Source organism: Alcanivorax sp. (assembly GCF_017794965.1).
Lineage (GTDB): Bacteria > Pseudomonadota > Gammaproteobacteria > Pseudomonadales > Alcanivoracaceae > Alcanivorax.
Map to the genome: position 1 here is coordinate 2,240,439 of NZ_CP051240.1, position 25,021 is coordinate 2,265,459.

The following is a 25,021-nucleotide window of genomic DNA, read 5'->3' on the forward strand; positions in this document are numbered from 1 at the left end:
GATTTCGCTTGCCGTGGATATGGTCATGCCAGCCGGCACTGCCGTTGACCTTTGAGAGCCGGGCTGCGCGCCAAAAGTAGCCAGTCACAATATAGCAAAATGGTCACAAATCCCCTACATCAGGGCATAGCCGACGCGGGCCCTGTGGCGCAGAATGAATCCGCATTTCATTTCTGCATGATAAAAAGGGATCTCTGCATGGACACGCTGCAACACTTCTACATTAACGGCCAGTGGACCGCGCCTTCTGCCGGCAGTACCCAACACACCATCATCAATCCTGCCACGGAAGAGTCGGTGGGCTCGCTGGCCATGGCTGACGCAGCGGACATCGATGCCGCCATCGCTGCGGCCCACGCGGCGTTCCCCAGCTGGAGCGAAACCCCGCTGGAGACCCGGCTCGGCTATCTGGAAAAAATTCTTGCCCTGTATCAGGACAAGCTGCCGGCGATGGCCCAGGCCATCAGCCAGGAAATGGGGGCGCCGATTGGTCTTGCCACCAACCTGCAGGCCCCTGTGGGCCTGATGCATATTGCCAACAACCTGGAAGTGGCCCGTGAATTCACTTTCGAGGAAGAGCACGGCTCCTCCATCATCCGTCACGAGCCGGCAGGCGTCTGCGCCCTGATCACCCCGTGGAACTGGCCCATGAACCAGGTGATGTGCAAGCTGGCGCCGGCGCTGGCGGTGGGCTGCACCGTGGTGCTCAAGCCCAGCGAGTTTGCCGCCCTGTCCGCTAATGTGCTGGCACAGATCATCGACGAAGCCGGGCTGCCGGCGGGCGTGGTGAACATTGTCTACGGCGATGGCGCCAAGGTAGGCCCGCAGCTGTCCTCGGATCCCCGTATCGATGTGGTGTCCCTCACCGGTTCCACCCGTGCCGGCATTTCCGTCAGCCAGGAAGCGGCTACCACCATCAAGCGCGTGTCGCTGGAACTGGGTGGCAAGTCAGCCAATATCCTGTTGCCGGACTGTGATCTGGACGCGGCGGTGACCCACGGGGTACGGGCCATGATGAACAATACCGGGCAAAGCTGTAATGCCCCCTCCCGTATGCTGGTGCCGGCAGACAAGCTGGCGGAAGCGGAAGCCATTGCGGCCAGGGCCTGTGCGGACATTGTGGTCGGTGATACCACTGATGAAGCCACCATCATGGGGCCGATCGCCAATGGTCGCCAATACCAGCGGGTGCTGTCGTTGATCGAGCAAGGTGTGAAGGAAGGCGCCAAGCTGGTGTGTGGCGGTACCGAAAAGCCAGCAGGCCTGGACAAGGGCTACTATGTGCAGCCCACCGTGTTCAGTGACGCCAACAACGACATGACCATCGCCCGGGAAGAGATCTTCGGCCCGGTGCTGACCATGATCCCCTATCAGGACCTGGACGACGCCGTGGCGATTGCCAACGACACCATCTATGGTCTGTCCGGCTATGTGTTTGGTGAGCCCGAGCTGGCCCGGTCCGTGGCCAACCGGCTGCGCACCGGCAACGTCCACCTGAACGGCGCGGCACCGGATTTCACCACCGCTTTCGGGGGTTACAAGCAATCCGGCGTGGGCCGGGAGTGGGGCAAGTACGGCTTTGACGAGTTCCTGGAGATCAAGGCCCTGTTCCAGCCCGCCTGATAACCAGCACAAAACCCCACCTTTTGTTTACTGGCATTGGCGCCCCGCCCGGGGTGCCAATGCGCCAATTACCCCTCCCTCCTGAATTGACACTATCTTTACATTGAATAATGTCACATTAAGACATTGAGTGGTCATATCGACCGCGGACCAGGAGGATTTATGACAACAACAGCCACCACCCGGATCAAGCAGAACGAGAAAAAGGCCGAGAAGGTACCGCAGGGTGCCACGGTCAACATCCCGCCGCGCCGTCTGGATTTCGAGTTTGATGAAACCACTGCCAAGCGCTATTTCTACGCGGATGACCCATTTCTGAGTGCGTTCTGGATCACGCTCTCTACCCTGTTCCCGGAAGGGGAGGATTTCTTTGTGCAGGCGGTACGTCACTATCGCAAGGAAATCACCGACCCGACCCTGAAAGCCCAGGTGGCGGGCTTTATTGGCCAGGAAGCCATGCACAGCAAGGAGCATGAAGCCTGGAATGAACTGGGTCAGAAATTCGGTTACCCCACCGAAAAACTGGACAAGACCCTGGGCAAACTGCTGGGTGCGGTAAAAAAGTACACCCCGAAGATCTTTCAGCTTTCTGCCACAGTGAGCCTGGAGCATTACACCGCGATCATTGCCGAGCAGCTGCTCCGCGATGAGTCCCACCGCGAACTGGCCGATCCAGAAACCCTGAAACTGTGGCTGTGGCACGCGCTGGAAGAAAACGAGCACAAGACCGTGGCCTACGATGTGTACGAGAAGGTGAGCGGCAACTATCTGCTGCGGGCCGGTACCATGATTCCGGTCACCGTGATCTTCTTTGCTGTGATCGGTGCCTTCCAGGCGCAGATGCTGGCCTCTGATGGCAAGTTGCTGGACCTTCGCAACAACTGGAAAGGGGTGAAATTCCTGTTCGGTGGCAAGGGTCTGTTCACCCAGCTGTGGCCGCAGTATCTGGATTTCTTCAAGCCGGGCTTCCACCCGTCCCAGCACGACACCGATGCGCTGCTGGACGAATGGCGCGAGCGTCTGTTCGGTGCCGACGGCATGCTCACCGAGCAGCACGAGCAAGCCAGCCAGAAGAAGAAAAAGAAGCTGCATTAAAACAGCTTCGAGCTGTCAGCTTTCAGCTGCGAGGAAAAGCAAAAACGGAAAGCCGCCTTTGGGCGGCTTTTTGTATTTTGGGGAGCGCCGGTGGCACAGGTTACCGCAGGAGCGGTCGTTCGACCGCGATGCCCCCGACATTCGCGGTGGAACCACCGCTCCTACAGCTCGGCGCGTCCTTCCCCGTTTGCTTCCTGTGCCAGCTCATGTACAACATCGGTAGCCAAGGATGTGATACATGAAGCTTCTGCGTTTTTCTGCTCTTCCCCTGTTCTTACCGTTAGCCGGGTTCTCTGATTCCATCACGCTGGACCCGGTCATGGTGACCAGCACCCGCATGGAGCGCCCGCTTGCGGATACTCCCGCGGCTCTCACCGTGGTGGATGGACACGACGCCCAGCAGGGCCAGCCACGGCTGCAGCTGGATGAAAGCCTCAACCGGGTGCCCGGTCTTTATCTGCAAAACCGTTACAACTTTGCTCAGGGTCTGCGGCTTTCTTCCCGTGGCTTTGGCGCACGGGCGCCGTTCGGGGTACGCGGGCTGCGCCTGAATGTGGACGGCTTTCCGGAAACCCTGCCCGATGGACAATCCCAACTGGACAGCATTGACCTGTTTACCGTGGATCGTCTCACCGTGCTGCGAGGTCCCAGCTCCCTGTTCTACGGTAATGCCACCGGCGGCGTAATCGACATCACCACCTTTGCCGCTCCGCTGGCGGAATCGGCCAGCGCCACATTACTGGCCGGGAGTGACGGCTACCGTCAGGCCAATGTGCAAGCCAGCGACCAGCGGGATCAACAGCATCATGCGTTCAGCCTCACCGCGCTGGCCGATGACGGCGACCGGGCGCAAAGCGAGGTGCGTAAATACCTGCTCACCGGTCAGGCCGGCTGGCAACTGCCTGACGACCGCGCCGTCACCCTGTATATGAGCGCCATGGATACGCCCATGGCCAATGACCCGGGGGGCCTTACCCGACAGCAGGTTCGCGACAATCCCCGCCAGGCCACTCGCTTTGCCTCGCAGCTGGATGCCGGACAGGACGTGGATCAGCAACGCCTCGGGTTTCACTACCGGGATGAGTCACTGGGTAGAGGCATGCTCAATGCCCGTGCCTTTATCAGCCAGCGGGACTTCCGCCAGCAACTGCCTTTCCCTGGCAGCAGCCTGATCAATTACGACCGGCTATTTTACGGTGCCCGTCTGGATTACACCCTGCCCCTGAGCCTGTTTCAGCGCCCCAACCGGTTACTGGTGGGCCTGGATGCGGATCGGCAGGAAGATGCCCGTGGACGGCGCGCGGTGAATCCCCTCGGCGACATCACCGCGCAGACTGCCAATGAGGACCAGCACGCCACCGCCACCGGCCTGTTTCTGCAACTGGACAGCCAGATGACAGAAAGGCTCATGCTCACGGTGGGCGGCCGGGCGGACCGGTTGCGCATGCGCATTGAGGATCACCTGCTCGACGATGGCGACGACAGTGGCCGCAGGGACTTTGAGGAGAGGAGTTACAGTGCCGGGCTGGCCTGGCAGGCGACGCGCACCCACACGCTTTACAGCACGGTCAGCTCCGCGTTTGAGAGCCCCACCTTCACCGAACTGGCCAATCCTTCCGGCGCCGGCGGCTTCAATCCGGCACTGGAACCGCAAACCGCACTGAACCTGGAAGTGGGTGCACGGGGTGCACTGACAGAGCGTTTGTTCTATGAGGCCGCCCTGTTCCGGGTCGACGTGGAGGACGAAATCACCCCCTATGAACTGGGCGGGCGCACCTTTTACCAGAACGCCGGCGAAACCCGCCGGGACGGGTTCGAACTGGGACTGGAGCATGCGACCACTGACCGCCTGACCCTGGCGCTGTCCTGGACCTGGTCCGACTTCCGGTTCCGGGAATTTGTCGACACCCAACAGAATACGGATGTGAGCGGCAACCGCCTGCCCGGTCTGCCGGAGCATCACCTGTATGGACAGGTGGAGTGGCAGGCTGACAACGGGCTCTTTGCGGCGGTGGAAGGCCTGTTCAGTTCCCCCCGCTATGCGGAGAACACCAATACCACCCGAGTGGGCAGCGAGATGATCGTGAATCTGCGGCTGGGCAAGGAATGGCAGGGAGCGCAGCAATCGCTCACTCTGTTTGGTGGCGTTACCAACCTGTTCGACCGGGACTACATCAGCAACCTGCGCATCAATGCCAACAGTGACCGACCGGTGGCGGCACGGGGGTATTTTGAACCGGGGCCGGGTAGCGGGGTTTACGCCGGGGTTTCGGTTGGGTGGTGATGCCATGCCGCGAGCTACCGGCGTAGAAGTGAAAGGCTTCATTCAGCAAGCTGAATTTCCCACAGGGACTTGGAGGTTTATTGCAGCTGTGGGAGCCAGCCTGCTGGCGATCCGAGCCCAGGTGAGGAAAGAACCGTTACGAGTCTCAAGAAGCCAGTCTCGAAGACCAACCCCCGAAGACCCCATTCTGTTTTGCCTTTCGCCACTCGAAACGCGTCTCTCGCTTCTCCCTCCCCTGCCTCGCTGTCGCTCGGATCGCTTGCAGGCAAGCTCCCACAAAACCCCGCGCCCTATCGCGATAAAACCGTAGGGCGGAAATCGGCGAATGCCGATCTCCGCCATGAACGCCCACGCCCGGTCGGAGATGGGCTACGCCCATTTCCGACCTACGTTTTGCCGAAGCGCTTGTGGGAGCCCAGGACAAGGAGCCAGCCTGCTGGAGAAAAGATCGCGTGCAGGCACGCTCCTACGGGGAGGGCCACTGGGTGAGGCTGTGGGTGCCAACCGTCTGAGTATGGCTATTGCTGCAGAGCTTCTCCCCCCACAACAATTACCCTCTCCGCAGGAGCGGTCGTTCGACCGCGATGCCCTCAAATTCGCGGTGGAACCACCGCTCCTACAGTCCCAGTCATGCATGAGGCAGCTGATGGCGATGACCGCATCCCTTGCAGGCAAGCTCGCACATAGCCTCTATTGCCGCTGTAAGAACTCCTCTTGAGGGGCGAAGGGTTTACGGTTCTTGCATCAGGCTTCCGGCATCCAACCTCAGGCGTCACGTCTAAAACGCCGACACCCCGCCGTCCACGGCCAGGCTCTGGCCTGTCATGTAGCTGTTGGCCGGGGACAGCAGCATGAGCATGACGGTGACGATTTCTTCCGGCTGACCGAGGCGCTTCATGGGGCTGCCGGAGGCCAGCATGGCGTGGACGGTTTCCTTGTTCTCGGATAGTTCCCCCTCGTCCACCATGGGGGTGTGGGAGTAGAACGGGCATACCGCATTGACGCGAATATTACGACGCGCGTATTCCACTGCCGCGGTTTTGGTCATGCCGATCACCGCGTGTTTGGCCGCCGAGTAGGCGCCAATCTTGGGAGCGCCCCCCAGCCCTGCCATGGAGCTGACGTTGACGATGGCGCCGCCGTTTTCCTTCATGGCCGCGATCTGGTGCTTCATCCCGTACATCACGCCTTTCACGTTGATGTTGATCTGCTGATCGAGGATCTCATCGGTGAGCTGATCGAACGGCACAAAGGCGTGGGCGATACCGGCGTTGTTCACCGCCATATCAAGATGGCCGAACTGGGCCAGGGCGGTGTCCACCATGGCCTTGCAGTCGGCTTCGCTGGCCACGTCACATTTCACTGCGGCCACTTTCACGCCCTGCCCGGCCAGTGTATCGGCGACGGCATCGAGGGCATCGGTATTGATATCACCCAGCACCAGGCTGGCGCCACGCTTGCCCAACTCTTCGGCCAGCAGTTTGCCGAAGCCACTGGCGGCGCCGGTGATGATGACGCTCTTGCCGGTGAAATCGAGAATGGGATCCATGGGGTGTTCTCCTTCGTCGAACAGCTGCGAGCTATGAGCTTCTAGCTGCGAGTAAAATCCTGCTATACAAGAAAGATTAACTACGAAGCCGCTGTAGGAGCACCACTTGAGGTGCGGATGGGGGTGGTACAGGTGCCGGAAGCCCATCCTGCGTTCCTGGAATCCTTACCTCGCTTAGGCTCGGATCGCCTGCAGGCAGGTTATTCGCTCCGCTCACCCTGCGGGCCGCACTGCGTGCGTTACTCCGCTGCGCTACGTTCCTACAGCGGCTTCGTTGCTTCTGCGCTCGTAGCTCGTAGCTCGTAGCTCGTAGCTCGTAGCTAAATCTAGATCGTGAAACCGCCGTCGACCACCACGCATTCGCCGGTGACGTAGCTGGACGCATCAGAGACCAGGTACAGCACGGTGCCGGCCATTTCTTTGGGCTCGGCGTGGCGACGCATGGGGATCTGGGCGATGGCATGCTTGTAGATGTCATCGTTGCTGAACAGGGCGCCGGCGAACTTGGTCTTGGTGAGACCGGGCAGCAAGGCGTTCACGCGGATGTTGAACTGGGCGCATTCCTGGGCAAAGGATTTGGTCATGCTGATGACCGCCGCCTTGGAGATGGAATAGATGCCCTGCATGTCACCCGGGTGCAGGCCGTTGATGGAGGCGGTATTCACGATGGCGCCGCCGCCATGTTCGCGCATCAGTTTGGCGCCATTCACTGACATGTAGAAGTAACCGCGCAGGTTCACGTCCACGGTCTTGTCGAAGGCATCCACCGGGGTGTCGAGGATATGCCCGAAGTACGGGTTGGCCGCGGCGTTGTTGACCAGGATATCCAGCTTGCCGTGGCTCTCGCGGATGTGAGCGAAGATCGCATCCACTTGCGCCATCTCGCCGATGTGGCAGGCAAACCCTTCGGCACTGCCGCCGTCCGCCTTGATGGCATCGGCCACCGCCTGGCAATCATCCTGCTTGCGGCTGGACACGATCACATGGGCGCCCTGCTCGGCCAGCAAACGCGCGATTTCTTCACCGATACCACGGCTGGCACCGGTGACCAGGGCAATCTTGCCCGTCAGATCAAACAGCTTGGTACTCATCACTTACTCTCCCTATCAAAAACGCGGCACGCTTCACGCAACAGGCAACAACGCGTCAGACGGGGTTGCCAATCGGCAACGCCCTGCCCGCGCGTCTTTTTTGTGTTTTGGATTCTGGCGTGTTGCCTGATGCATGGTGCGTGTTGCGGGGGCTTACGCCCCGTTATGAATAATCTCCACGGCCATATTGGCCAGGGGTTCTACCAGGGCACCGACGGTGGCGGCTTCCTTGCTGGAGGCGTTGCCGTCTTCGGCGCGCTTGGCGACGCCCTGACAGATGGCGGCCAGACGGAAGAAGCTGAAGCACAGGTAGAATTCCCAGTGCTCAATCTTGTCGATGCCACGGCGCTTGCAGTACATCTCCACGTATTCCTGCTCGGTGGGGATGCCCAGTGCCTTGCGGTCCACACCGCGCAGGCCGGCCATCTTGGCATCGCCCTGGGGCATGCGCATGCCCATACACTGATAGGCCAGATCCGCCAGCGGGTGACCGAGGGTGGACAGTTCCCAGTCCAATACCGCGATCACCTTGGGCTCGGTGGGGTGCCACATCATGTTGTCGAGACGGAAATCACCGTGGGCCAGGGCCACCTGCCCATCGTCTTCCGGCTTGTGCTTTTCCAGCCACGCCATCAGCTCGTCCATGGCCGGAATGTCTTTCAGCTTGGAAGCCGCATACTGCTTGGTCCAGCGACCCAGCTGGCGCTCGAAGTAGTTGCCCGGCTTGCCGTAATCGCTCAGGCCCACCGCTTCCAGATCCAGGCTGTGCATGGCCGCCAGCACCCGGTTCATTTCGTCGTACATGGCCGCTCGCAGGGCATTGCCCTCTTCACCTTCGCCCATCTCGGGGAGTGCAGCGCCCCAGAAGATGCGGCCTTCACAGAATTCCATCACGTAGAACATGGAGCCAATCACGTCACGGTCTTCGCACAGGTGCAGCACGTTGGGCACCGGCACGTCGGTGTTCTTGAGGGCGGCCATGACGCGGTATTCGCGATCTACGGCGTGGGCCGACTGGAGCAGCTCACCCGGCGGTTGACGACGCAGCACGTAGGCTCCGGAGGGCGTCGTGATCTTGAAGGTGGGGTTGGACTGGCCACCCTCAAACTTGTCAGCTTCGATGGGGCCCTTGAAGCCAGGGATCTGCTGTTCGAGGTACTCGGCCAGTTTTACGGTATCCAGTGTATCCACCTGGGACATGGAGCTCTCCTGTTGTTCTGTCTGCTGCGCAAATGGCTCGTCACGGCGCCGCCCTCCCTTTTTAAGAGAGCAGCGACGCCGGACACGATCGGTTCAGGCGAATTGTTTGGCCAGGGTGCGGCCCAGCTGCATCATGTGCACCTGATCCGGCCCATCTGCCAGCCGCAGGCTGCGGGCATAGCTGAAGAAGTGGGCCAACGGGGTGTCCTGACTGACACCCACCGCACCATGGACCTGAATCGCCCGGTCGATGACATTTAACGCCATATTGGGCGCAACCACCTTGATCATTGCGATCAAATCCTTGGCGACTTTGTTACCTTCGCGATCCATCAGGTCCGCCGCCTTCAGCGTAAGCAGGCGTGCCTGCTCGATTTCGCACCAGGATCTGGCCAGATCTTCGCGCACGGAACCCTGTTTACTCATGGGCTGACCGAACACTTCCCGCTCGTTGACCCGCTTCGCCATGAGCTCGAACGCCTCCTGGGCGGCACCGATCAGGCGCATGCAGTGATGAATCCGGCCCGGGCCCAGGCGCCCCTGGGCAATCTCGAAGCCGCGGCCTTCGCCGAGGATGATGTTTTCCTTCGGCACCCTGACATTCTCGAAGATCACTTCCGCGTGGCCTTCCGGGGCATCGTCATAGCCAAACACCTTCATGGGCCGCAGGATCTTGACCCCCGGGGTGTTGGTGGGCACCAGCACCTGGGACTGCTGCACATAGCGGTTGGGGTTGTCCGCGTCGGTCTTGCCCATGACGATAAGGATCTCGCAGCTCTTGCGCATGGCGCCGCTGATGTAGAACTTGCGGCCGTTGATGACGTAGTCGTCACCATCACGCTCGATGCGGGTCTCGATATTGGTGGCATCGGAGGACGCCACCTCCGGCTCGGTCATGGCAAAGGCACTGCGGATGGAGCCGTCCAGCAGCGGCTCCAGCCACTGCGTCTTTTGCTGCTCGTTACCATACCTGGCCAGCACTTCCATGTTGCCAGTATCCGGCGCGGCGCAGTTAAACACCTCGGAGGCAATCAGGCTGCGACCCATTTCCTCAGCCAACGGCGCATATTCCAGATTGCTCAGACCTGCACTGTAATCGCCATACTCTTTCGGCAGGAACAGGTTCCAGAGACCCTTATCTTTCGCCTTGGCCTTGAGCTCGTCCATTACCAGTGGGGTTTCCCACGGGTTGGCGGCCAGCTCTTCACGGAAACGGGCTTCCGCCGGGCGGATTTCGGTGTTGATGAAACTACGGACCTGTTGCACCAGATCCTTCATCTTGTCGGTGTATTGAAAGTCCATGTCGCTCTCCCTGGTCTCTCGTTGTCTGTTGCGATGTCAGCCGTGGCGGTCTAGTTGCCGCTTTGCTTGCTGCGTATTGATCTTGCGGTTTCTACGTCCGGCGTCGGGCGTCAGGCGTCCGGCATCAATTCAGAAATAGGTAATCGCGTCGAACCGGTCCGCCCGGTCCAGATGCGGTACATTGTTGAAGCTGGCCACGCGCACCACCTTGCGGTTGAAGAACCCGTGTACCACGCTGGTATTGCGGATCTGCAGGTTGAGTTCGACCACGGTATCGTCAGCAGTATTGAGTGCATGCTTCATGAACATGCCCATGGCGCCGCCGGAGCTGACGATCACCACTTTTTCCTTGTCACTGTAGGTCTGCTGGATATGGTCACGGGCGGCGGCCACACGGTCGGAGAAGTTTTCCCAGGTTTCCGGCAACTCCCCTTCCAGCTCACCATGGCGCCAGGCTTTCATGGCCGATTTCAGGGCCCGGTAAAAGGCCGATGCGTGGGCGCTGTCTTCCTTTGCCTTGTCTTCGGGGTGCTGGGCCTGCCAGGCATGCACGAGGGAATGGAAGTCGAATTCGTTGAGGCCGGTGTGAATCTCGCCGGGCAGCTGCACGCCCAGGCCGTCGCAGATCCCGGCGCCGGTTTCCTGATGGCGCACCAGATCCCCGGTGATCAGGCCATCAAATTGCATGTCCCGTTCGGCAAAGTACTCGCCCAGCCAGCGGGCCTGCTGGTGCCCCAACGGGGACAGCTGGTCGTAATTGTCACTGCCGAAAGACGCTTGTCCGTGGCGGACAAGGTAGAACTGGGCCATGCGCTTCTCCTCAGCGGGTGTCATTGATGGCCCAGACTAGATCAGCCCGCACTGTTAGTGAAATTGATATTTTGAATCCTGACCAATAAGTCTCATGCATGAAGATAGCTACAAGCTGCAAGCCTCAAGCTACAAGGCGCGAAAAGGGGTATCAGGTCCGGATGCGCCGTGCCCGCGGGATTGAGTTGAAAGTGGAAAGGGGAAACCTGGTCGGCGGTAGCGGGTTGGTTATCGTAGGGCGGAAATGCCTTAGGGCATCTCCGCCACCTCTGTGACCATGGGGCGCTTGTGGGAGCTTGCTTGCAAGCGAATGGGCTGGATACAAGGATTTCGCGTGCAGGCACGCTCCCACATAGTGAGTGGTTACGCGGGCACGGCATCTCCGGTTCTGGCCACCCATCCCGCGCCTTGTAGCTTGAGGCTTATGGCTTGCAGCTCCCCTCCCATAGCCGCCCCCTATCCTGGCAAGGGAGATTTTCGCTTGCAGTGGTAGCGGGGGCTGGTTAGGCTTTGTCCATTGTTTAAAGGAATTCATGCAATGAAAGCGATAGCCTCATCCCAACAGCTCGTGACCGCCCTTCCGGCGGAGCGTATTGCTGTGTCCGTCGCTTTCTATTTTGGGTATTGGTTTAGCCGCTCGCGCGCCTGACCTTTCCCAGGCGCGCCCGCTACGGGACGCCTGCCGAAACCTTCGAAAACCCCGGTCGGTATCCCGCCCGGGGTTTTTTATTGTCCGCAAACTACTGAAAACACGGCAACGCAACGACGGAGACACAGCATGTATCGATATCAACCGACCACACTGCCACTGCGATTTCGTCACTGGCCGCAGCCCCAGAACCGATTACGACGATGACAACGAACACAGAGATCAAAGGACAGACCATGCAACAGCTTCATAATGCTACCGCCGACACCCCACCTTCGGTGGATCCCAGCCGCCGCAGTCTGGCACTGCCTTCCCCTGCCGTGCTGCGCGAGCGTCTGCCAGTGGATGCGGCACTGGCTTCACAAATTGCCAGTCACCGCCAGACCATTCGCGACATCCTCAATGGTGAAGACCCGCGTCTGCTGATCATCACCGGGCCCTGTTCACTCCATGACCCCAAGTCGGCGCTGGAGTACGGCCACAAACTCGCCGCGCTTGCCGATACGTTGTCAGACCGGGCCTTCATCGTGATGCGGGCGTACGTGGAGAAGCCGCGCACCACGGTAGGTTGGAAAGGCATGCTCTACGATCCCCACCTGGACGGCAGCCACGACATGGCCACCGGCCTGAACGTGTCCCGTCATCTGCTGCTGGATCTGGCGAAACTCGGTCTGCCTCTGGCCACCGAGCTGTTGCATCCCATGGCCGCGGACTACCTGGGTGATCTACTCAGCTGGGCCGCCATTGGCGCACGCACCACCGAGTCCCAGATTCACCGGGAAATGGTGAGTGGCCTGCCCCTGCCGGTGGGCTTCAAGAACGGCACGGATGGCAGCATCGGGGTGGCCTGCGATGCCATGGGATCGGCCTCTCACCCGCACAGCCACCTGGGTGTGGATGATGACGGTCGCGCCGCACTCCTGCAGACCGCCGGTAACCCGGATACCCATCTGGTCCTGCGTGGCGGGCATGATGGACCCAACTACGATGCCAGCAGTGTTGCCATTGCCGTGGCAGAACTGCAGCAACGTGGCCAGAACCCGCGTTTGATCGTGGATTGCAGCCACGCCAACAGCGGCAAGAATCCGTTACAACAGCCGGCGGTGATGCGTGACCTGCTGGCCCAGCGAGCTGAAGGTCAGGCGCACATCGCCGGGATCATGCTGGAGAGTCATCTGGAGGACGGTCGCCAGGGGCAGGATGGTGAGCTGGCTTACGGGGTGTCCATTACCGATGGCTGTCTCGGGTGGGAGAAGACTTGTACGTTGCTGGAGGGGGTATAGCTACAAGCTTCAAGCCTCAAGCTACAAGGCGCGGGATGGGTGGGGAGTCGTTTGAACCGCCGTGCCCGCGCATTTTCGTGGACGATATACTTTTGTGGAAGCTTTCCTGTAAGCGATTTAGCGTAGGTCGGAAATGGGCGTCAGCCCATCTCCGACGGTGGAATAGGCTTGGGGAGGGGCATGGCGGAGATCGGCATACGCCGATTTCCGCCCTACGTTTTTTCTGGATCGCCGCAGGAGCTCTCTGTGGCCTTCAGGGTATGCCTGCAAGCGATCCGTGCGACAGCGAGGCTGGACGGCAGAGCAGCGAGTAACGAGTTTCGAGTTGCGAAAGGCCAAACAGGATGAGCTTTCAGGTTTTTGGTTTTCGAAACTCGCTTCTCGGGACTCGTAACGATTTTCCCTCGCCTGGGCTCGGATCGCCTGCAGGCAGGCTCCTACGGGTGCTTAACCATGGCGCCGATGAACCTGATAGCCCATGTCGCACCTGTCAGCTCATAGCTCACAGCTCACAGCTCACAGCTATTCTTTCCCGCGCTGGTTTTTCAGATAAACGACGAAGGCCACGCTGGCGATCAGCAGCAGGAAGAACACAAAGGCGGTGAGCTTCTCATACAGGGTCAGGTCATTTAGCACCGGCTTGCTCCGTTTGCGGTCAGGAATACAACAGCGAACCCACGCCCATCTTCACCACCTTGCCGCCGATGCGGCAACGCAGCGCCTTGCCGGCATGCTTGTCGAATTCTGCACGCAACAGGCTCTTGCGAGTGTCCGGGCTACCCCGGTCCACGGAGAAGGTATGGGTGCCATCGGCGGTGTCTTTCTGTTCTGCCAGGTAGGCAATGAACTCGGGCATGACATTGCCAATGGGGGGATACACATCCCTGGGCAGGTCAGGATTAAGGATGCGACCGTGGAATTCGGATTCCCCGGTAATGGTACCCGGCGCAAACAGGAACAATTCGGTGGTATAGACGTGCCCACTCAGGGCCTCCCAATAGCCCGTGTTCAGGCTGGCCGACAGAACATGCTCCGGCTTGGTGAATGGCACGATCAGGGTGGGCTTGTCCACGCTGACCACCATGGGTTTGTACTTGCTGAAAGAGATATGTTTTTCATCCGTATTCAGCGCTGCCGCCAGCTTGCTGATCTCCGGGGTGTAGTGATCGATGGTAGGCGCCAGTTCGCGGGCAAACTGAATGGCTCCCGGGCCGCCTTCCCCCTTGTCCACAAAGCTTTGTATCAGCTGGTCATTCTGCTTGAGCAGGAAGGAAGCGAAGGCCCCCTCATCCTGGGTCAGCCCCATTTCGTAGGCCACATAGGACGCCGCAAGGATGGTGTGGGCGCCAAACAGTTGCTGGCCCCGGCCGTTATAGACGGACGCAGGACAGCCGCTGTCTGACGGGTCGATGAAAACGGTTTCGGTCTGCTGGAACTCGCTGGCGATGGCCGCCTTGCTACGCGAATCAATGGGTTCATTGCCCAGGGTAACCACAGGAATTTGGGTGCCCTGAAACGGGGCCCCGGCAAACACGTCCAGCAAGGCATAATCGAGCGACATATCATCCATCCTCATGATTGTTGTCCGTCCTTCGACTATGCCCGACGGGAGGATTATTGCAATGGAGCAAAGAACGCCTGGCGCCGGATACATGACGCCAGACAAAGAGAACACAAAATCTGTGCACCAGTTCGCCTGCAGGGCATCGCGTTCAGAGTTTTTTAGCGTCAGGCGTCCGGCGTATCACGGCATCGGTGCGGTGATACCGCCAAGCAGGAAGGGCAGCAGGCGTCGGGTGATGTCCGCTTCGGTCACGTCCATGTTGAAATCGTTTCGGCTGATTTCTTTCAGGGATTCCATGCCGGACAGGGTAAAGATGGCGGCCCCGAGGCCAAATTGCACCCGCCAGAACAATTCCCGGGGAGGCATATTGGGCAGGGCGCGCTGCATGTGCTCCTGCAAACGCCGGAATACCGCACCGTACTGTTTCTGCAGATAATCCCGAAGGTGCCCTACCGGCTGGCTGTAGGCCTGGCCGGAGAGTCGGAAGAACACGGCGGCCCGTTGCGGATCTTCAGGGTGAGTACCGAGCGCAAGGCGGGAAATCAGGGAGAGCAGGTTTTCTGCCGTATCGGGCACCCCGCTCTCTTCCATTTCCGCGAGCTTGGCATCCAGCGCCTGTGAGAAGGGAGACAGGAAGCGTTCGAATACTGCCTGTATCAGGGCTTCCTTGGAACCGAAATGATAGTTCACCGCCGCCAGGTTGACCCCGGCCTTGCTGGTGATCGCCCGCAGGCTGGTCTCCGCAAACCCCTTTTGGGCAAACAGCACCTCTGCGGTATCCAGAATCCGGTCTACTGTTCCTGGCTGTGCCATTGCCCCCGCCCCCAGCGTTCAAAACATACGTTTCAAACATACGTTTGGAGCGGGGATCGGTCAAGGTTTCATGGTTAGCCCGGGGGATCAATTTGGTGAAGGAAAGCCCGACTGACAGGTGAGGGGGCGACCGTTTGCTATGCCCTCCGGATGCGACCGCGATCCGCACCTGTTTTCGCGCCAGAACTGCCGCTGCGACAATAAACGGGAAGTCCTTTTCCTTTGTGGGAGCTTGCTTGCAAGCGAATATACCCTCACCCAGGTTTGCCCCCCCTTCGCGTGCAAGCACGCTCCCACAGAGCAGAAAGGGATACGACTCTGGAGCATCTGGAATCAGAACAGATTCGCTTGCAAGCAAGCTCCCACAGCTATAGCGGGGGGCAGCAGTGTTTCATTGGTAACCTGCAGGGAGCGGTCGTTTGCTATGCCCTCCGGGTGCGACCGCGTTCCGCACGTGTTTTCGCACCGGAACTGCCGCTCCGGCAAAACAGGAAGTCCTTTCCTTTGTGGGAGCTTGCTTGCAAGCGAATATACCCTCACCCGGGTGCCCACCCTTCGCGTGCAAGCAAGCTCCCACAGATGCCCTGCGGTGAGGGGATCGGTTTCCTTTTCAACTTTACACTTTGAACGTTCAACTCATCACTCAGAAGTAATACACCAGTTCTGCCTGCACAAAGTCCGAGCGGCTGATCGGGCCCAGGCCCGGGTTGGTGTTCACGTTCCTGATGGCATCACGGTACAGCGCCGAGGGGCTCAATGGATCCGCCGCATCGGTATAGAAACGCGCTTCCAGGGTGGCTTTCAGGTTGTTGCCAAAACGCCGGCTGGATTCGAAGCTGATCGCCTTCTCTTCTTCTTCGGTGTCATAGATGATGCCGGCCAGGATCTCGGTGGACGACACATCGTTAAAGGTGAAACGGGTTGCCAGCAGCACATCACTGGCCAGCGGTGAGGCCAGGCTGTCGTCGCGGTCTTCCCAGATGTATTCAAGAATCCAGCCCAGATCCGTGGCACTGCCAAACAGCCCCACCTGGGTGTATTCAAAGCCCCCGTCAAGAGCGTTGAAGCGCTCCCCCTGTCCGGAGCGGCTGATGCCTTCCAGCTTCCACAACCAGCCGTTCTGCAGGTATTGCAGCTCCAGACCGGTCTGGTCAATCACATTATATAACGGTGTGAATTCCGGATCGGAACCGGCGGGTAACGCCCCGGTTGTTGCCAATGCGACCAACTCTGCCTGGGTCAGGTTCCGAGGGATCAGCAGCGGGTCCCGGCTGGTGCCGGAGAAATGCGACAGGGCCAGTTCGATGCCATTGTCGAAGTACTGCTGGTAACGAATGGCAAAGTCCACCCGGCCATCTTCTCGGGAAGATTCATACACTGCGTCATCGGATACCGGCAGGGGGGTACGGGGGCGTCCTTCCTCCCCGGCGTAGGTGCGCTCCCGGAACCCGGGAAGCACAAACAGGTCCACGATCCCCCAGTCCCGCACCAGCGACAGGTTGATCATGGGCTGGCCCAGCTTTTCCTCACCGTCCACCTGATCCACCTGGTCGGTCTGGTTGATGATGTCCACCAGATGGCGCCCTTCAGTGACGCCCCAGAACACCTTGCGGATCCCCACCCGGGATTCCCAACCGTTGCCCACGTGAATCCACGACAGTTCGCGAATATCCCAATGGGTCCGCTCGCTGTCGTGCTGGTCCACGCGCACATAAGGTATGAAGGTAAAGAGGTCATCCCGGTCATTCCACTCATGGAAGATTTCCGGTTTCAGGTAGGCGGAGCCGTTAGCGGAATAATCAGCATCGGGATACGGCGATTCCTGGGTGAAGTAGCGCGCTTCCAGCGCCACTTCACCACGGAACTCCCAGCCCATGGAGGCCAGCGGCATCGCCAGCAGCGATGCCGTAAAAAGTGCTTTTTTCATGGCTTATCGGGCGCGCTTGAGGCTGTTCTTGTTGAAATCCGCTTCGCTGAGCCCGGTGTCATACTGGTAGTTGCTCCAGAACAGGTCAGTGGCCTTGCCGGTCTGGTGATTGACCATGGACATCTTGGCCGGCTGCCAGAACTTGTCTTTGTACTGGCTGAAATCGCTGGATTCCAGGGTCTTCAGCAGGCTGCCGCGACGATCGTAGTAGTCCACTTTCCAGGTGCGGTATTCGTCCTTGTCCAGCCAGACCACCATCTTGGTATAGCCGGAATGCTTGTCGGTGGGGTAGCGCTCCATGACGTAGCAGGTCAGCTTGCCGCAGGCTTCTTCACGCAGGTACTTGTAGGTGTACTTTTCCACTTCCTGACCACGCATGTCTTCAAAGCTGAATTCGCTGCCCATGAAGGGGCCGGACTTGTTACGCGAGGCAATGGTCTTCACCCGGCGAAGCGCCGGCAGGTACAACCACTGGTCATCGTCTTTGGTCTTGTAGCTGAAGGTCAGCATGGCTGTGCCACGCACATCACGGGGGGTATCGAAAATGGTCAGGCTCTTGTCACCCTCGTCGTCACCCTGCCCTTCCAGGGTCTTCACTCGCAGTTCGCGCTCCGCGGTGTCGCCACGTTGGGTGATCAGCACCATCTTCATGTCAGCCTGAAAGTCACCAAATCCTTCTCCGCGGGCATCCGCCTCACGAGCAATTTCCAGCCCTTTCTCTTCGGGGGTCTGGGCGATAGCGGCAAACGGGAAGGCGATGGCCAGGGCCAGCCCGGCAGTGAGCAAACGAGATGTCATGGGTACCTCAATACGGTCAGGAATCATTGTTGTAGCGACGATGGTGCACGCAACACCGTGTTTACCATGATACCTTCCGCGCCGGAAACAGCGATGCCAATGGGGCCAAAATACGCCTTGCCCGTGTCAACATATGTCACGGATCCAGCTTAAATGTCAGACCGAACCTGCTTCACTGCTGCCGAAATAGCCATGCCGCAGAAAGAGCAGCACCTGGTTGATCACCGCCTTTTTGCGCATGATGAAGGCATGACTGGCAGGCACTTCCAGGTAGTCCCGCATCTCGTCAAGACGGGTGCTGGGCAGGGACACCTTGCCATCATCCTCGCCGGGGATCATCCACGACAACCAGGGGTCCACGGTGCGCGTCCCGGCGATCACGCCGATTTCCGCCACCACCGGGTCGAGCCGGGCAGCAATGCCCTGCGGCCCGGTCCCCAGCTGCTGGCCCGCCGGACCGGTCAGTTTCTGGAACAGCCACCAGTCCTGGACACGGTCCACCACTTCACTGCCGTGATTCGGAGGGGCCAGCATGACCACCCTGCCCAGCTCGGGAATGGCCTGCTCTTGCAGGTAACTGCGCACCAGGATGCCACCCATGGAATGGGTCACGAAATGAATCTGTGGCGCCCCGCGGGACCGGCACCAGTCCAGCGCGGTACCGATCTCCTGCTGGGCCAGCACCTCTACCGGGGCAGAGGTAGACGGATAATCCGGGTTGTAGACCTGGTAGCCCACGTCACTGAGGGAGGCTTCGATACGGGACATGGCCCAGGCGGAGCGACGCAGACCATGGAGCACCACCACGCAATCGGTTTGACCACCGATTAACTCAGGGGGCAGATCTGCCCTCGCCGGCTGCAAACTGGACAATAGCCAGCCCGACAGGACCAGTAGCAGTACAGACATCCAGCGATAGGGGTGGGTCATTGGGGCTCCGACAATGGCAATTTCCGGAGCAGCGATGCCCGGCAGACCAAGCATTCTGTCTGCCAGGGGGAATTTCAAGAACCAGCGTCCCTAGCGGTCGTCTGGCCCGGCTGAGTTGCCGTTTACCACTCTTCCAGGTAGCCGACGCAGTGTTCGATGAGTTCCCCCACCCGCGCAGTAGCCTGCTCCAGCCGCTCCAGATCCCCATCCGCCAGGGGCGCATAGCGATCTTCCGCCATCAGGTTCAGGGTATTGGCTTCACTGGGCGGGGTTGGCCGGCGGGCCAATCCTGCAGCACCCAGCGCCGCCTGCATTTCCGTGTCCAGCCAGGCGACCAGATCGGCACGATCTTGTCGGGCCTGGGCAAGCACCGACACCTCTGGCGCCTGCACCCCCGCATCAGCAAAAGCCTGCTCCAGCGCAGCCAGACTGAACAGATTGTCAGCCCCTGCCACCTGATAGGTCTTGGCGGACTGACGGATCATACCGACCAGCGCGGAGTACAGATGAAAGACCACTGCCCCGCGCAACGCCAGACGAATCGTCGGCGAGGCATCGGCCTGCTCCCGGGTCAACTGGCGAAGCATGGCATTGGCAAAATAGATCCGCTCACGCAGACCACTAACGGTGTTTTCACGAACCATTCGGGACATAACAAAATCCTGGAAAGAAGCTGCAAGCTACAAGCCTCAAGCTGCAAGGCGCGGGGGAGGCCATCGCGGAGATCGGGCCGTGCCCGCGCTCCTGTGTCTTCGCAGCACGGAGCACAGCGCCCTCAGAGCAAGAGACGCGAGCCTCGTGTTGTAGCTTGCAGCTTGTAGCTTGTGTCTTTACTTCTTCGCTGCCGCTTTCTTCTTGGCAGCGGCCTTCTTCTTCGCGGCGGCTTTTTTCTTGGCGGGGGCCTTCTTCTTGGTCTGCTCTTCCACCCATTTACCGTCGCGGTAGAACGCCATCCAGCCGGTGGCCTTGCCGTCGATCTCGCTCATCACGTACTGCTCTTTGGCCTTGCGGCTGTAACGCAGCACCCCCGGATTGCCGTCCGGATCTTTCGCCGGCGCTTCCGCCAGGTACTTGTGCTTGGGATCCAGCTGCTCGGCCACGCTCTGGATTTCCGCGATCAGCGGCGGGCGGGTTTCCCGGTTCTTCGGGAACTTGCTGGCCGCCATGAACAGACCGGAAGCGCCGTCACGGAGCAGGTAGTGATCGTCGTCGTACTTCTCGCACTTGAGGTGCGGCATGGGGATCGGGTCGGCGCGCGGCGGTGCCGGCTCGCCACTCTTGAGCAGCTTGCGGGTATTGCCACAGGCCTCATTGGTGCACTTGAAGAACTTGCCAAAGCGACCGGTGCGCAACTGCATCTCGTGGTTACATTTTTCGCAGTCCAGGGTCGGACCGTCGTAACCCTTGATACGGAATTCGCCCTGTTCCACCACATAGCCGTCACAGTCCGGGTTGTTACCACAGACATGCAGCTTGCGCTTTTCGTCGATCAGGTAGTTTTCCATGGCGGTGCCGCATTTCGGGCAACGCTTCTTGTTTCGCAGTTCGTTGATTTCCGCTTCTTCATCATCCGCTTTCACATCCACGGCTTCTTCACCGGGCAGCAGATTCAGGGTAGCGGTACAACGCTCCTTGGGCGGCAGACTGTAACCGGAACACCCCAGGAACACCCCGGTGGAGCCGGTGCGGATCTGCATGGGGCGTCCACAGGTGGGGCAATCTATATCGGTGTCGGTGGGCAGGTTGGCTCGCATGCCACCAATTGCCTGCTTGCCTGATCCTTCACCCTGGGCGGCTTCCAGCTTGGCAACGAAATCCTTGTAGAACTCGTCCAGCACGTCTTTCCAGTTGCGCTCCCCCTCGGCGATTTCATCGAGGGTCTCTTCCATGCTGGCGGTGAAGCCGTAGTCCATCAGATGGGGGAAATTCTCCACCAGCCGATCGGTGACGATGTCACCCATTTTCTCGGCATAGAAGCGACGGTTGTCCTGGCGCACATAGCCACGATCCTGAATGGTGGAAATGATCGCCGCGTAGGTGGACGGGCGGCCAATGCCACGCTTTTCCAGTTCCTTCACCAGGCTGGCTTCCGTGTAACGGGCCGGCGGCTTGGTGAAGTGCTGTTCGGCATCCACCTGATCGATGGTGAGGATATCGCCTTCCTTCACGTCAGGCAGCAGGGTGTCTTCCTGGCCCTTGCGGGAGGCCGGCGGCTGGATGCGGGTCCAGCCGTCGAATTTCATGATGCGCCCTTTCGCCTTCAGCTCGTAATGGTTGCCGGTGGCCGTCAGGGTGCTGCTCAAGTACTCCGCCGGGGGCATCTGACAGGCGATGAACTGGCGCCGGATCAGCTCGTAGAGACGCTGGGCATCACGTTCCATATCTTTCAAGTGCTCGGAACGACGATTCACATCGGAAGGACGAATCGCTTCGTGGGCTTCCTGGGCGCCTTCCTTGCTGGAGTAGGACAGCGGTTTTTCCGGCAGGTATTTGTCGCCCAGGTTCTGGCCGATCCACTCCCGGCACGCGGCTACCGCATCGGTGCTCAGGTTGGTGGAGTCGGTACGCATATAGGTGATGTGACCGGCTTCGTAGAGCCGTTGCGCCATCATCATGGTTTTCTTCACACCAAAACCAAGGCGGGTACTGGCCGCCTGCTGCAGCGTGGAGGTAATAAAGGGTGCAGACGGACGGGATTTGGTAGGCCGCTGTTCACGCTGGGTGATGGTCAGTTGGCCTGCAGCCTCCAGCGCCTCACGATGGGCCTTGGCATCCTCGCCGTTATTGGGGCGGAAATTCTCACCGTTGTGCTTGGCCACCTGCATTCGCAGGGCTTCGCCTTGGGCACTGTGGGTGTCGGAGTACATTTCCCAATACTCTTCCGGGATGAAAGCGCGGATTTCCCGCTCACGCTCCACCACCAGCTCCACGGCCACGGACTGTACCCGGCCGGCAGACAGGCCGCGGGCAATTTTTTCCCACAGCAGTGGCGAGATCATGAAGCCCACCACGCGATCCAGGAAGCGTCGTGCCTGCTGGGCTTCTACGCGGTGCAGATCCAGCTTGCCCGGCTCTTCGAAGGCCGCCTGAATGGCTTTCTTGGTAATTTCGTTGAACACCACCCGGTCAAAGCGTGCATCATCGCCACCGATCACTTCCCGCAGGTGCCAGGCAATGGCCTCCCCTTCGCGGTCCAAATCCGTTGCGAGATAAACCCGGTCCGCCTTTTCGGCAAGACGCTTCAGTTCATCCACCACCTTGTCCTTGCCCGGGAGCACTTCGTAATGCGCATCCCAGCCCTTCTCCGGGTCGATGCCCATGCGGTTGATCAGCTGGGCTTTGGCCTTCTTCTTTTTATAGGCTTCGCGCTCTTCCTTGGGCAGGGAGCGGGTGTAGGCGGCTTCCTTGGCCCGTTCCTGAGGGGTGCTTTTTTTGGAGCCGCCGCTGACTGGCAGATCCCGCACGTGGCCGACACTGGACTTCACAATGAAGTCATCGCCCAGGTAACGGTTGATGGTTTTGGCCTTGGCAGGCGACTCCACAATGACTAGCGATTTTCCCATTCTCAGGTACTCAACATCCGATCTAAGGCTTGCGATGGGCGCTATTTAGACAGCGCCGGTATGGCCGGGTCAAGCAGGTTATGACTCTGGCTTCCTTTTTTAGTACTAGACCAGAGCACGCCTCCAGGGCAAGCCCAAGGCTCGGCAGACACTCACGCCAGGACGCTCTACCACCCCTGAAACCCGCATGGTGCATGGCATTGATCGGGATCAACCAGACTTATTCCCGGCGCTGGAAAGCCCCGGCAAGCACGTTATACTCAGGGGAAAAGCCGCTCATGGAGAAGATCGTGCCTACACCCTATCGAAAGATCCTGGTTGCCATTGATGGCAGCGATGAGTCCGTTCAGGTGCTTTCCCGGGCTGCCGGGGTACTGTCTGGCAATGAAGGTGAGCTGCACCTGATACATGTGATCGAGCCGCTGGCCCTGGCCTATGGTGCCGACGTCCCCATGGATGTGACCGACCTGCAAACCGGATTGATGGACCAGGCCCGAGCCATGGCGTCACGTTATGCTGCGCAATACCAGATTCCAGACGCCAATGTGCACGTGGAACTGGGCTCCATTGAAAAAACCATTCTGGACATGGCAGACAAGCTGGAAGCAGACCTGATCACTGTGGGCAGCCACACCCGCAGCGGCCTGGCCCTGTTACTGGGCTCCACCGCCCGCGGCCTGGTGCCCGGCGCCCATTGTGATGTGCTGGCAGTGAAAGTAGACCAGAAGGGTAATTAATAGTTAATAATGAATAATTAATAACGTCGCGAGCGATGTTTCTGTCTTTATAAACGCATGAGGCCGCGCCCGAAATCCGGGCGCGGCCCCATGCGTTTAAAAGCCAGGATTCGCTATTTCGCGAACTATTAATTATTCATTATTAACTATTAATTACCTATCCATTGCCTCTCTAGGTCAGTTGCAACGCCCCCGTATTCCCCTGCCCTTCCTCGTTCCAGCGACATAACAGTTCCGCCAGGCCCTGGGCCTGGACCCGCAGGGCTGCCAGTTCTTCCGCGCTGCCTTTTTCGCCATGGAAGACCGGCAACTTGCGCATGGATTGCACCAGCTCGTGATCCGGTGCCGCCATTCTTTTCACCTCGAGGGTCCAGCGGATGTGGTGGACAATCATATGATAGAAGGCAAGTCGGGTTGTCAGGGTATAGGGGCTGTCTTCTTCGCTGAATTCATTGAAGTCCAGACTGGCGATGACCGCTTCCCGACAGTTGTCTGACACCCGGATATCGGCGCTGCGTGGTGTGCCCAGCAACATGGACAGGGTGCCAAACACCTCCCCCGGGGAAACATAATAAAGAGGGGATCCCGAAGCGGCATCACCGAGCACTTCCAGCTGCCCCCGCAGCAGGAAATACAGGGTGGAGTCCACGTCACCGGCACGAATCACATCCTCGCCGGAACCGGCTACCCAGAGGCGGGTATTACGCTCCAGCAAATCGAACTGCTCCGCATCGTCTCGGTAGATCTCGTTGAAGAACGGCACCCCCGACAACAACTGCCTGACTCGCTCCTGGCCGTAATCATTGTTATTGGCCCTTTCCATCTGATACCCCACAACCGTTGAAGGACACGAAAGTGTTTATGTTATTGGGCTGGAGAAGTGAGAACAATGTCTCACGGAAACAGATTAACTGTTTGCCACTGGAAATGGCCCATTTGGATCATTAACCGCATTGAGCCCCTGCCCAGGGTTACTTCTCTGCGGATTGCCGCACAAATGGGCGCCCCTGAAAACCCGGAACGCGCTGCATTGGCCTTATGGACAGGGTGGACAAATAACACTGTTCATATTATCAGTATCCATGCTAGCATCATTGATAACGTACAACGGTGTCAGCATTGGCTGACACGGCGGACACCACCCCGCCGCCCTCTGCGTCTACATGGAGAAGGTTATGAGCAGCAAACTCACCGATCGTCAGCAGCAGGTACTGGACTGTATTCGCGAATGCATCGCCGACACCGGCATGGCCCCAACCCGCGCTGAAATCGCCGACATCATGGGCTTTCAGTCCAAGAATGCCGCCTCAGACCATCTCCGTGCGCTGGAACGCAAGGGGTTTATCCGGCTGCACAGTGACCGCTCCCGCGGCATCCAGCTGCTGGACAACGCCTACTGGTCCGAAGAAGAGCTCCCCATTGTGGGCAAGGTGGCTGCCGGGGTGCCCATTGAAGCCATCGAAAACGTGGAACGTACCGTTCCTGTTCCCCAGGGGCTGTTCAAGCAACGTCCTACTTATCTGTTGAAGGTACAGGGGGACAGTATGGTAGACGCAGGTATATTCGATGGCGACTTGATTGCAGTAAGAAAGTCTAACGTTGCCCGAACCGGCGAAATCGTAGTGGCAAGAATTGACGAAGAAGTGACAGTTAAGACATTAAAACTGAACAAGTCCAGTGCTACCCTGCTGCCTGCAAATGAGGCCTATGAGCCCATCAAGGTGCCAGCTGATCAGCTGGTGATTGAAGGCATTTTTGTGGGGTTGATCCGTGATCCGAATTCTTACTAGCTTCTTTATCCTG

The 25,021-nt window shown here is 59.3% G+C and carries 19 protein-coding genes; 6 read left to right on the plus strand and 13 right to left on the minus strand.

Annotation, left to right across the window (positions count from 1 at the left end; genetic code table 11):
• The first annotated feature begins 198 nt into the window (after positions 1–198).
• From HF945_RS09915 to HF945_RS09925, 3 genes are all read left to right on the plus strand, one after another.
• Complete coding sequence (locus HF945_RS09915; RefSeq protein WP_290522454.1) at positions 199–1,623, plus strand: aldehyde dehydrogenase family protein; 1,425 nt, start codon at positions 199–201, stop codon at positions 1,621–1,623.
• A 162-nt stretch (positions 1,624–1,785) separates the two neighbouring features.
• Complete coding sequence (locus HF945_RS09920; protein ID WP_290522455.1) at positions 1,786–2,718, plus strand: metal-dependent hydrolase; 933 nt, start codon at positions 1,786–1,788, stop codon at positions 2,716–2,718.
• A gap of 238 nt (positions 2,719–2,956) precedes the next feature.
• On the plus strand, positions 2,957–5,002 hold the full coding sequence (locus HF945_RS09925; protein ID WP_290522456.1) for a TonB-dependent receptor: 2,046 nt from the start codon (positions 2,957–2,959) through the stop codon (positions 5,000–5,002).
• A gap of 778 nt (positions 5,003–5,780) precedes the next feature.
• On the opposite strand, the gene HF945_RS09930 is transcribed toward HF945_RS09925, so the two are convergent.
• The 5 genes from HF945_RS09930 to HF945_RS09950 all read right to left on the minus strand — a co-directional run bounded on the left by HF945_RS09930 (position 5,781) and on the right by HF945_RS09950 (position 10,954).
• Positions 5,781–6,551 carry an SDR family NAD(P)-dependent oxidoreductase gene (locus tag HF945_RS09930; RefSeq protein ID WP_290522457.1) on the minus strand — a complete coding sequence of 257 codons (771 nt, stop codon included), beginning with the start codon at positions 6,549–6,551 and terminating at the stop codon, positions 5,781–5,783.
• 326 nt (positions 6,552–6,877) lie between these two features.
• Complete coding sequence (locus HF945_RS09935; RefSeq protein ID WP_290522458.1) at positions 6,878–7,642, minus strand: SDR family oxidoreductase; 765 nt, start codon at positions 7,640–7,642, stop codon at positions 6,878–6,880.
• 153 nt (positions 7,643–7,795) lie between these two features.
• On the minus strand, positions 7,796–8,842 hold the full coding sequence (locus HF945_RS09940) for a phosphotransferase family protein (RefSeq protein WP_290522459.1): 1,047 nt from the start codon (positions 8,840–8,842) through the stop codon (positions 7,796–7,798).
• 93 nt (positions 8,843–8,935) lie between these two features.
• Positions 8,936–10,144 (minus strand): acyl-CoA dehydrogenase family protein, encoded by a 1,209-nt coding sequence (locus tag HF945_RS09945; protein WP_290522460.1) that lies wholly within the window; start codon positions 10,142–10,144, stop codon positions 8,936–8,938.
• Positions 10,145–10,273: 129 nt separating this feature from the next.
• Positions 10,274–10,954 carry a histidine phosphatase family protein gene (locus HF945_RS09950; RefSeq protein WP_290522461.1) on the minus strand — a complete coding sequence of 227 codons (681 nt, stop codon included), beginning with the start codon at positions 10,952–10,954 and terminating at the stop codon, positions 10,274–10,276.
• Between the two features lie 885 nt (positions 10,955–11,839).
• Between HF945_RS09950 and HF945_RS09955 the strand changes: the two genes are divergently transcribed.
• On the plus strand, positions 11,840–12,886 hold the full coding sequence (locus HF945_RS09955; RefSeq protein ID WP_290522462.1) for a 3-deoxy-7-phosphoheptulonate synthase: 1,047 nt from the start codon (positions 11,840–11,842) through the stop codon (positions 12,884–12,886).
• A gap of 655 nt (positions 12,887–13,541) precedes the next feature.
• On the opposite strand, the gene HF945_RS09960 is transcribed toward HF945_RS09955, so the two are convergent.
• The 7 genes from HF945_RS09960 to topA all read right to left on the minus strand — a co-directional run bounded on the left by HF945_RS09960 (position 13,542) and on the right by topA (position 22,481).
• Positions 13,542–14,447 (minus strand): PhzF family phenazine biosynthesis protein, encoded by a 906-nt coding sequence (locus HF945_RS09960; protein ID WP_290522463.1) that lies wholly within the window; start codon positions 14,445–14,447, stop codon positions 13,542–13,544.
• Positions 14,448–14,630: 183 nt separating this feature from the next.
• Positions 14,631–15,263, minus strand: a complete 633-nt coding sequence (locus HF945_RS09965; RefSeq protein ID WP_290522464.1) for a TetR/AcrR family transcriptional regulator — start codon at positions 15,261–15,263, stop codon at positions 14,631–14,633.
• A 643-nt stretch (positions 15,264–15,906) separates the two neighbouring features.
• A complete protein-coding gene (locus tag HF945_RS09970; RefSeq protein WP_290522465.1) occupies positions 15,907–17,190 on the minus strand; it encodes a hypothetical protein in 1,284 nt (427 codons plus the stop codon).
• 3 nt (positions 17,191–17,193) lie between these two features.
• On the minus strand, positions 17,194–17,988 hold the full coding sequence (locus tag HF945_RS09975; RefSeq protein ID WP_290522466.1) for an outer membrane lipoprotein-sorting protein: 795 nt from the start codon (positions 17,986–17,988) through the stop codon (positions 17,194–17,196).
• A 156-nt stretch (positions 17,989–18,144) separates the two neighbouring features.
• Positions 18,145–18,996 carry an alpha/beta fold hydrolase gene (locus tag HF945_RS09980; protein ID WP_290522467.1) on the minus strand — a complete coding sequence of 284 codons (852 nt, stop codon included), beginning with the start codon at positions 18,994–18,996 and terminating at the stop codon, positions 18,145–18,147.
• Positions 18,997–19,040: 44 nt separating this feature from the next.
• Positions 19,041–19,571, minus strand: a complete 531-nt coding sequence (locus HF945_RS09985) for a DUF6586 family protein (RefSeq protein ID WP_290522468.1) — start codon at positions 19,569–19,571, stop codon at positions 19,041–19,043.
• Positions 19,572–19,748: 177 nt separating this feature from the next.
• The gene (topA, locus tag HF945_RS09990; RefSeq protein ID WP_290522469.1) at positions 19,749–22,481 is read right to left on the minus strand and encodes a type I DNA topoisomerase; all 2,733 of its coding nucleotides are present in this window, start codon (positions 22,479–22,481) and stop codon (positions 19,749–19,751) included.
• Between the two features lie 290 nt (positions 22,482–22,771).
• Between topA and HF945_RS09995 the strand changes: the two genes are divergently transcribed.
• Complete coding sequence (locus tag HF945_RS09995; protein ID WP_290522470.1) at positions 22,772–23,218, plus strand: universal stress protein; 447 nt, start codon at positions 22,772–22,774, stop codon at positions 23,216–23,218.
• Between the two features lie 172 nt (positions 23,219–23,390).
• On the opposite strand, the gene HF945_RS10000 is transcribed toward HF945_RS09995, so the two are convergent.
• The gene (locus tag HF945_RS10000) at positions 23,391–24,041 is read right to left on the minus strand and encodes a cyclic nucleotide-binding domain-containing protein (RefSeq protein ID WP_290522471.1); all 651 of its coding nucleotides are present in this window, start codon (positions 24,039–24,041) and stop codon (positions 23,391–23,393) included.
• Positions 24,042–24,393: 352 nt separating this feature from the next.
• On the opposite strand from HF945_RS10000, the gene lexA reads away from it, so the two are divergent.
• Entirely contained in the window at positions 24,394–25,008 is a 615-nt protein-coding gene (lexA, locus tag HF945_RS10005) for a transcriptional repressor LexA (RefSeq protein WP_290522472.1), read from the plus strand.
• Positions 25,009–25,021 lie beyond the last annotated feature (13 nt).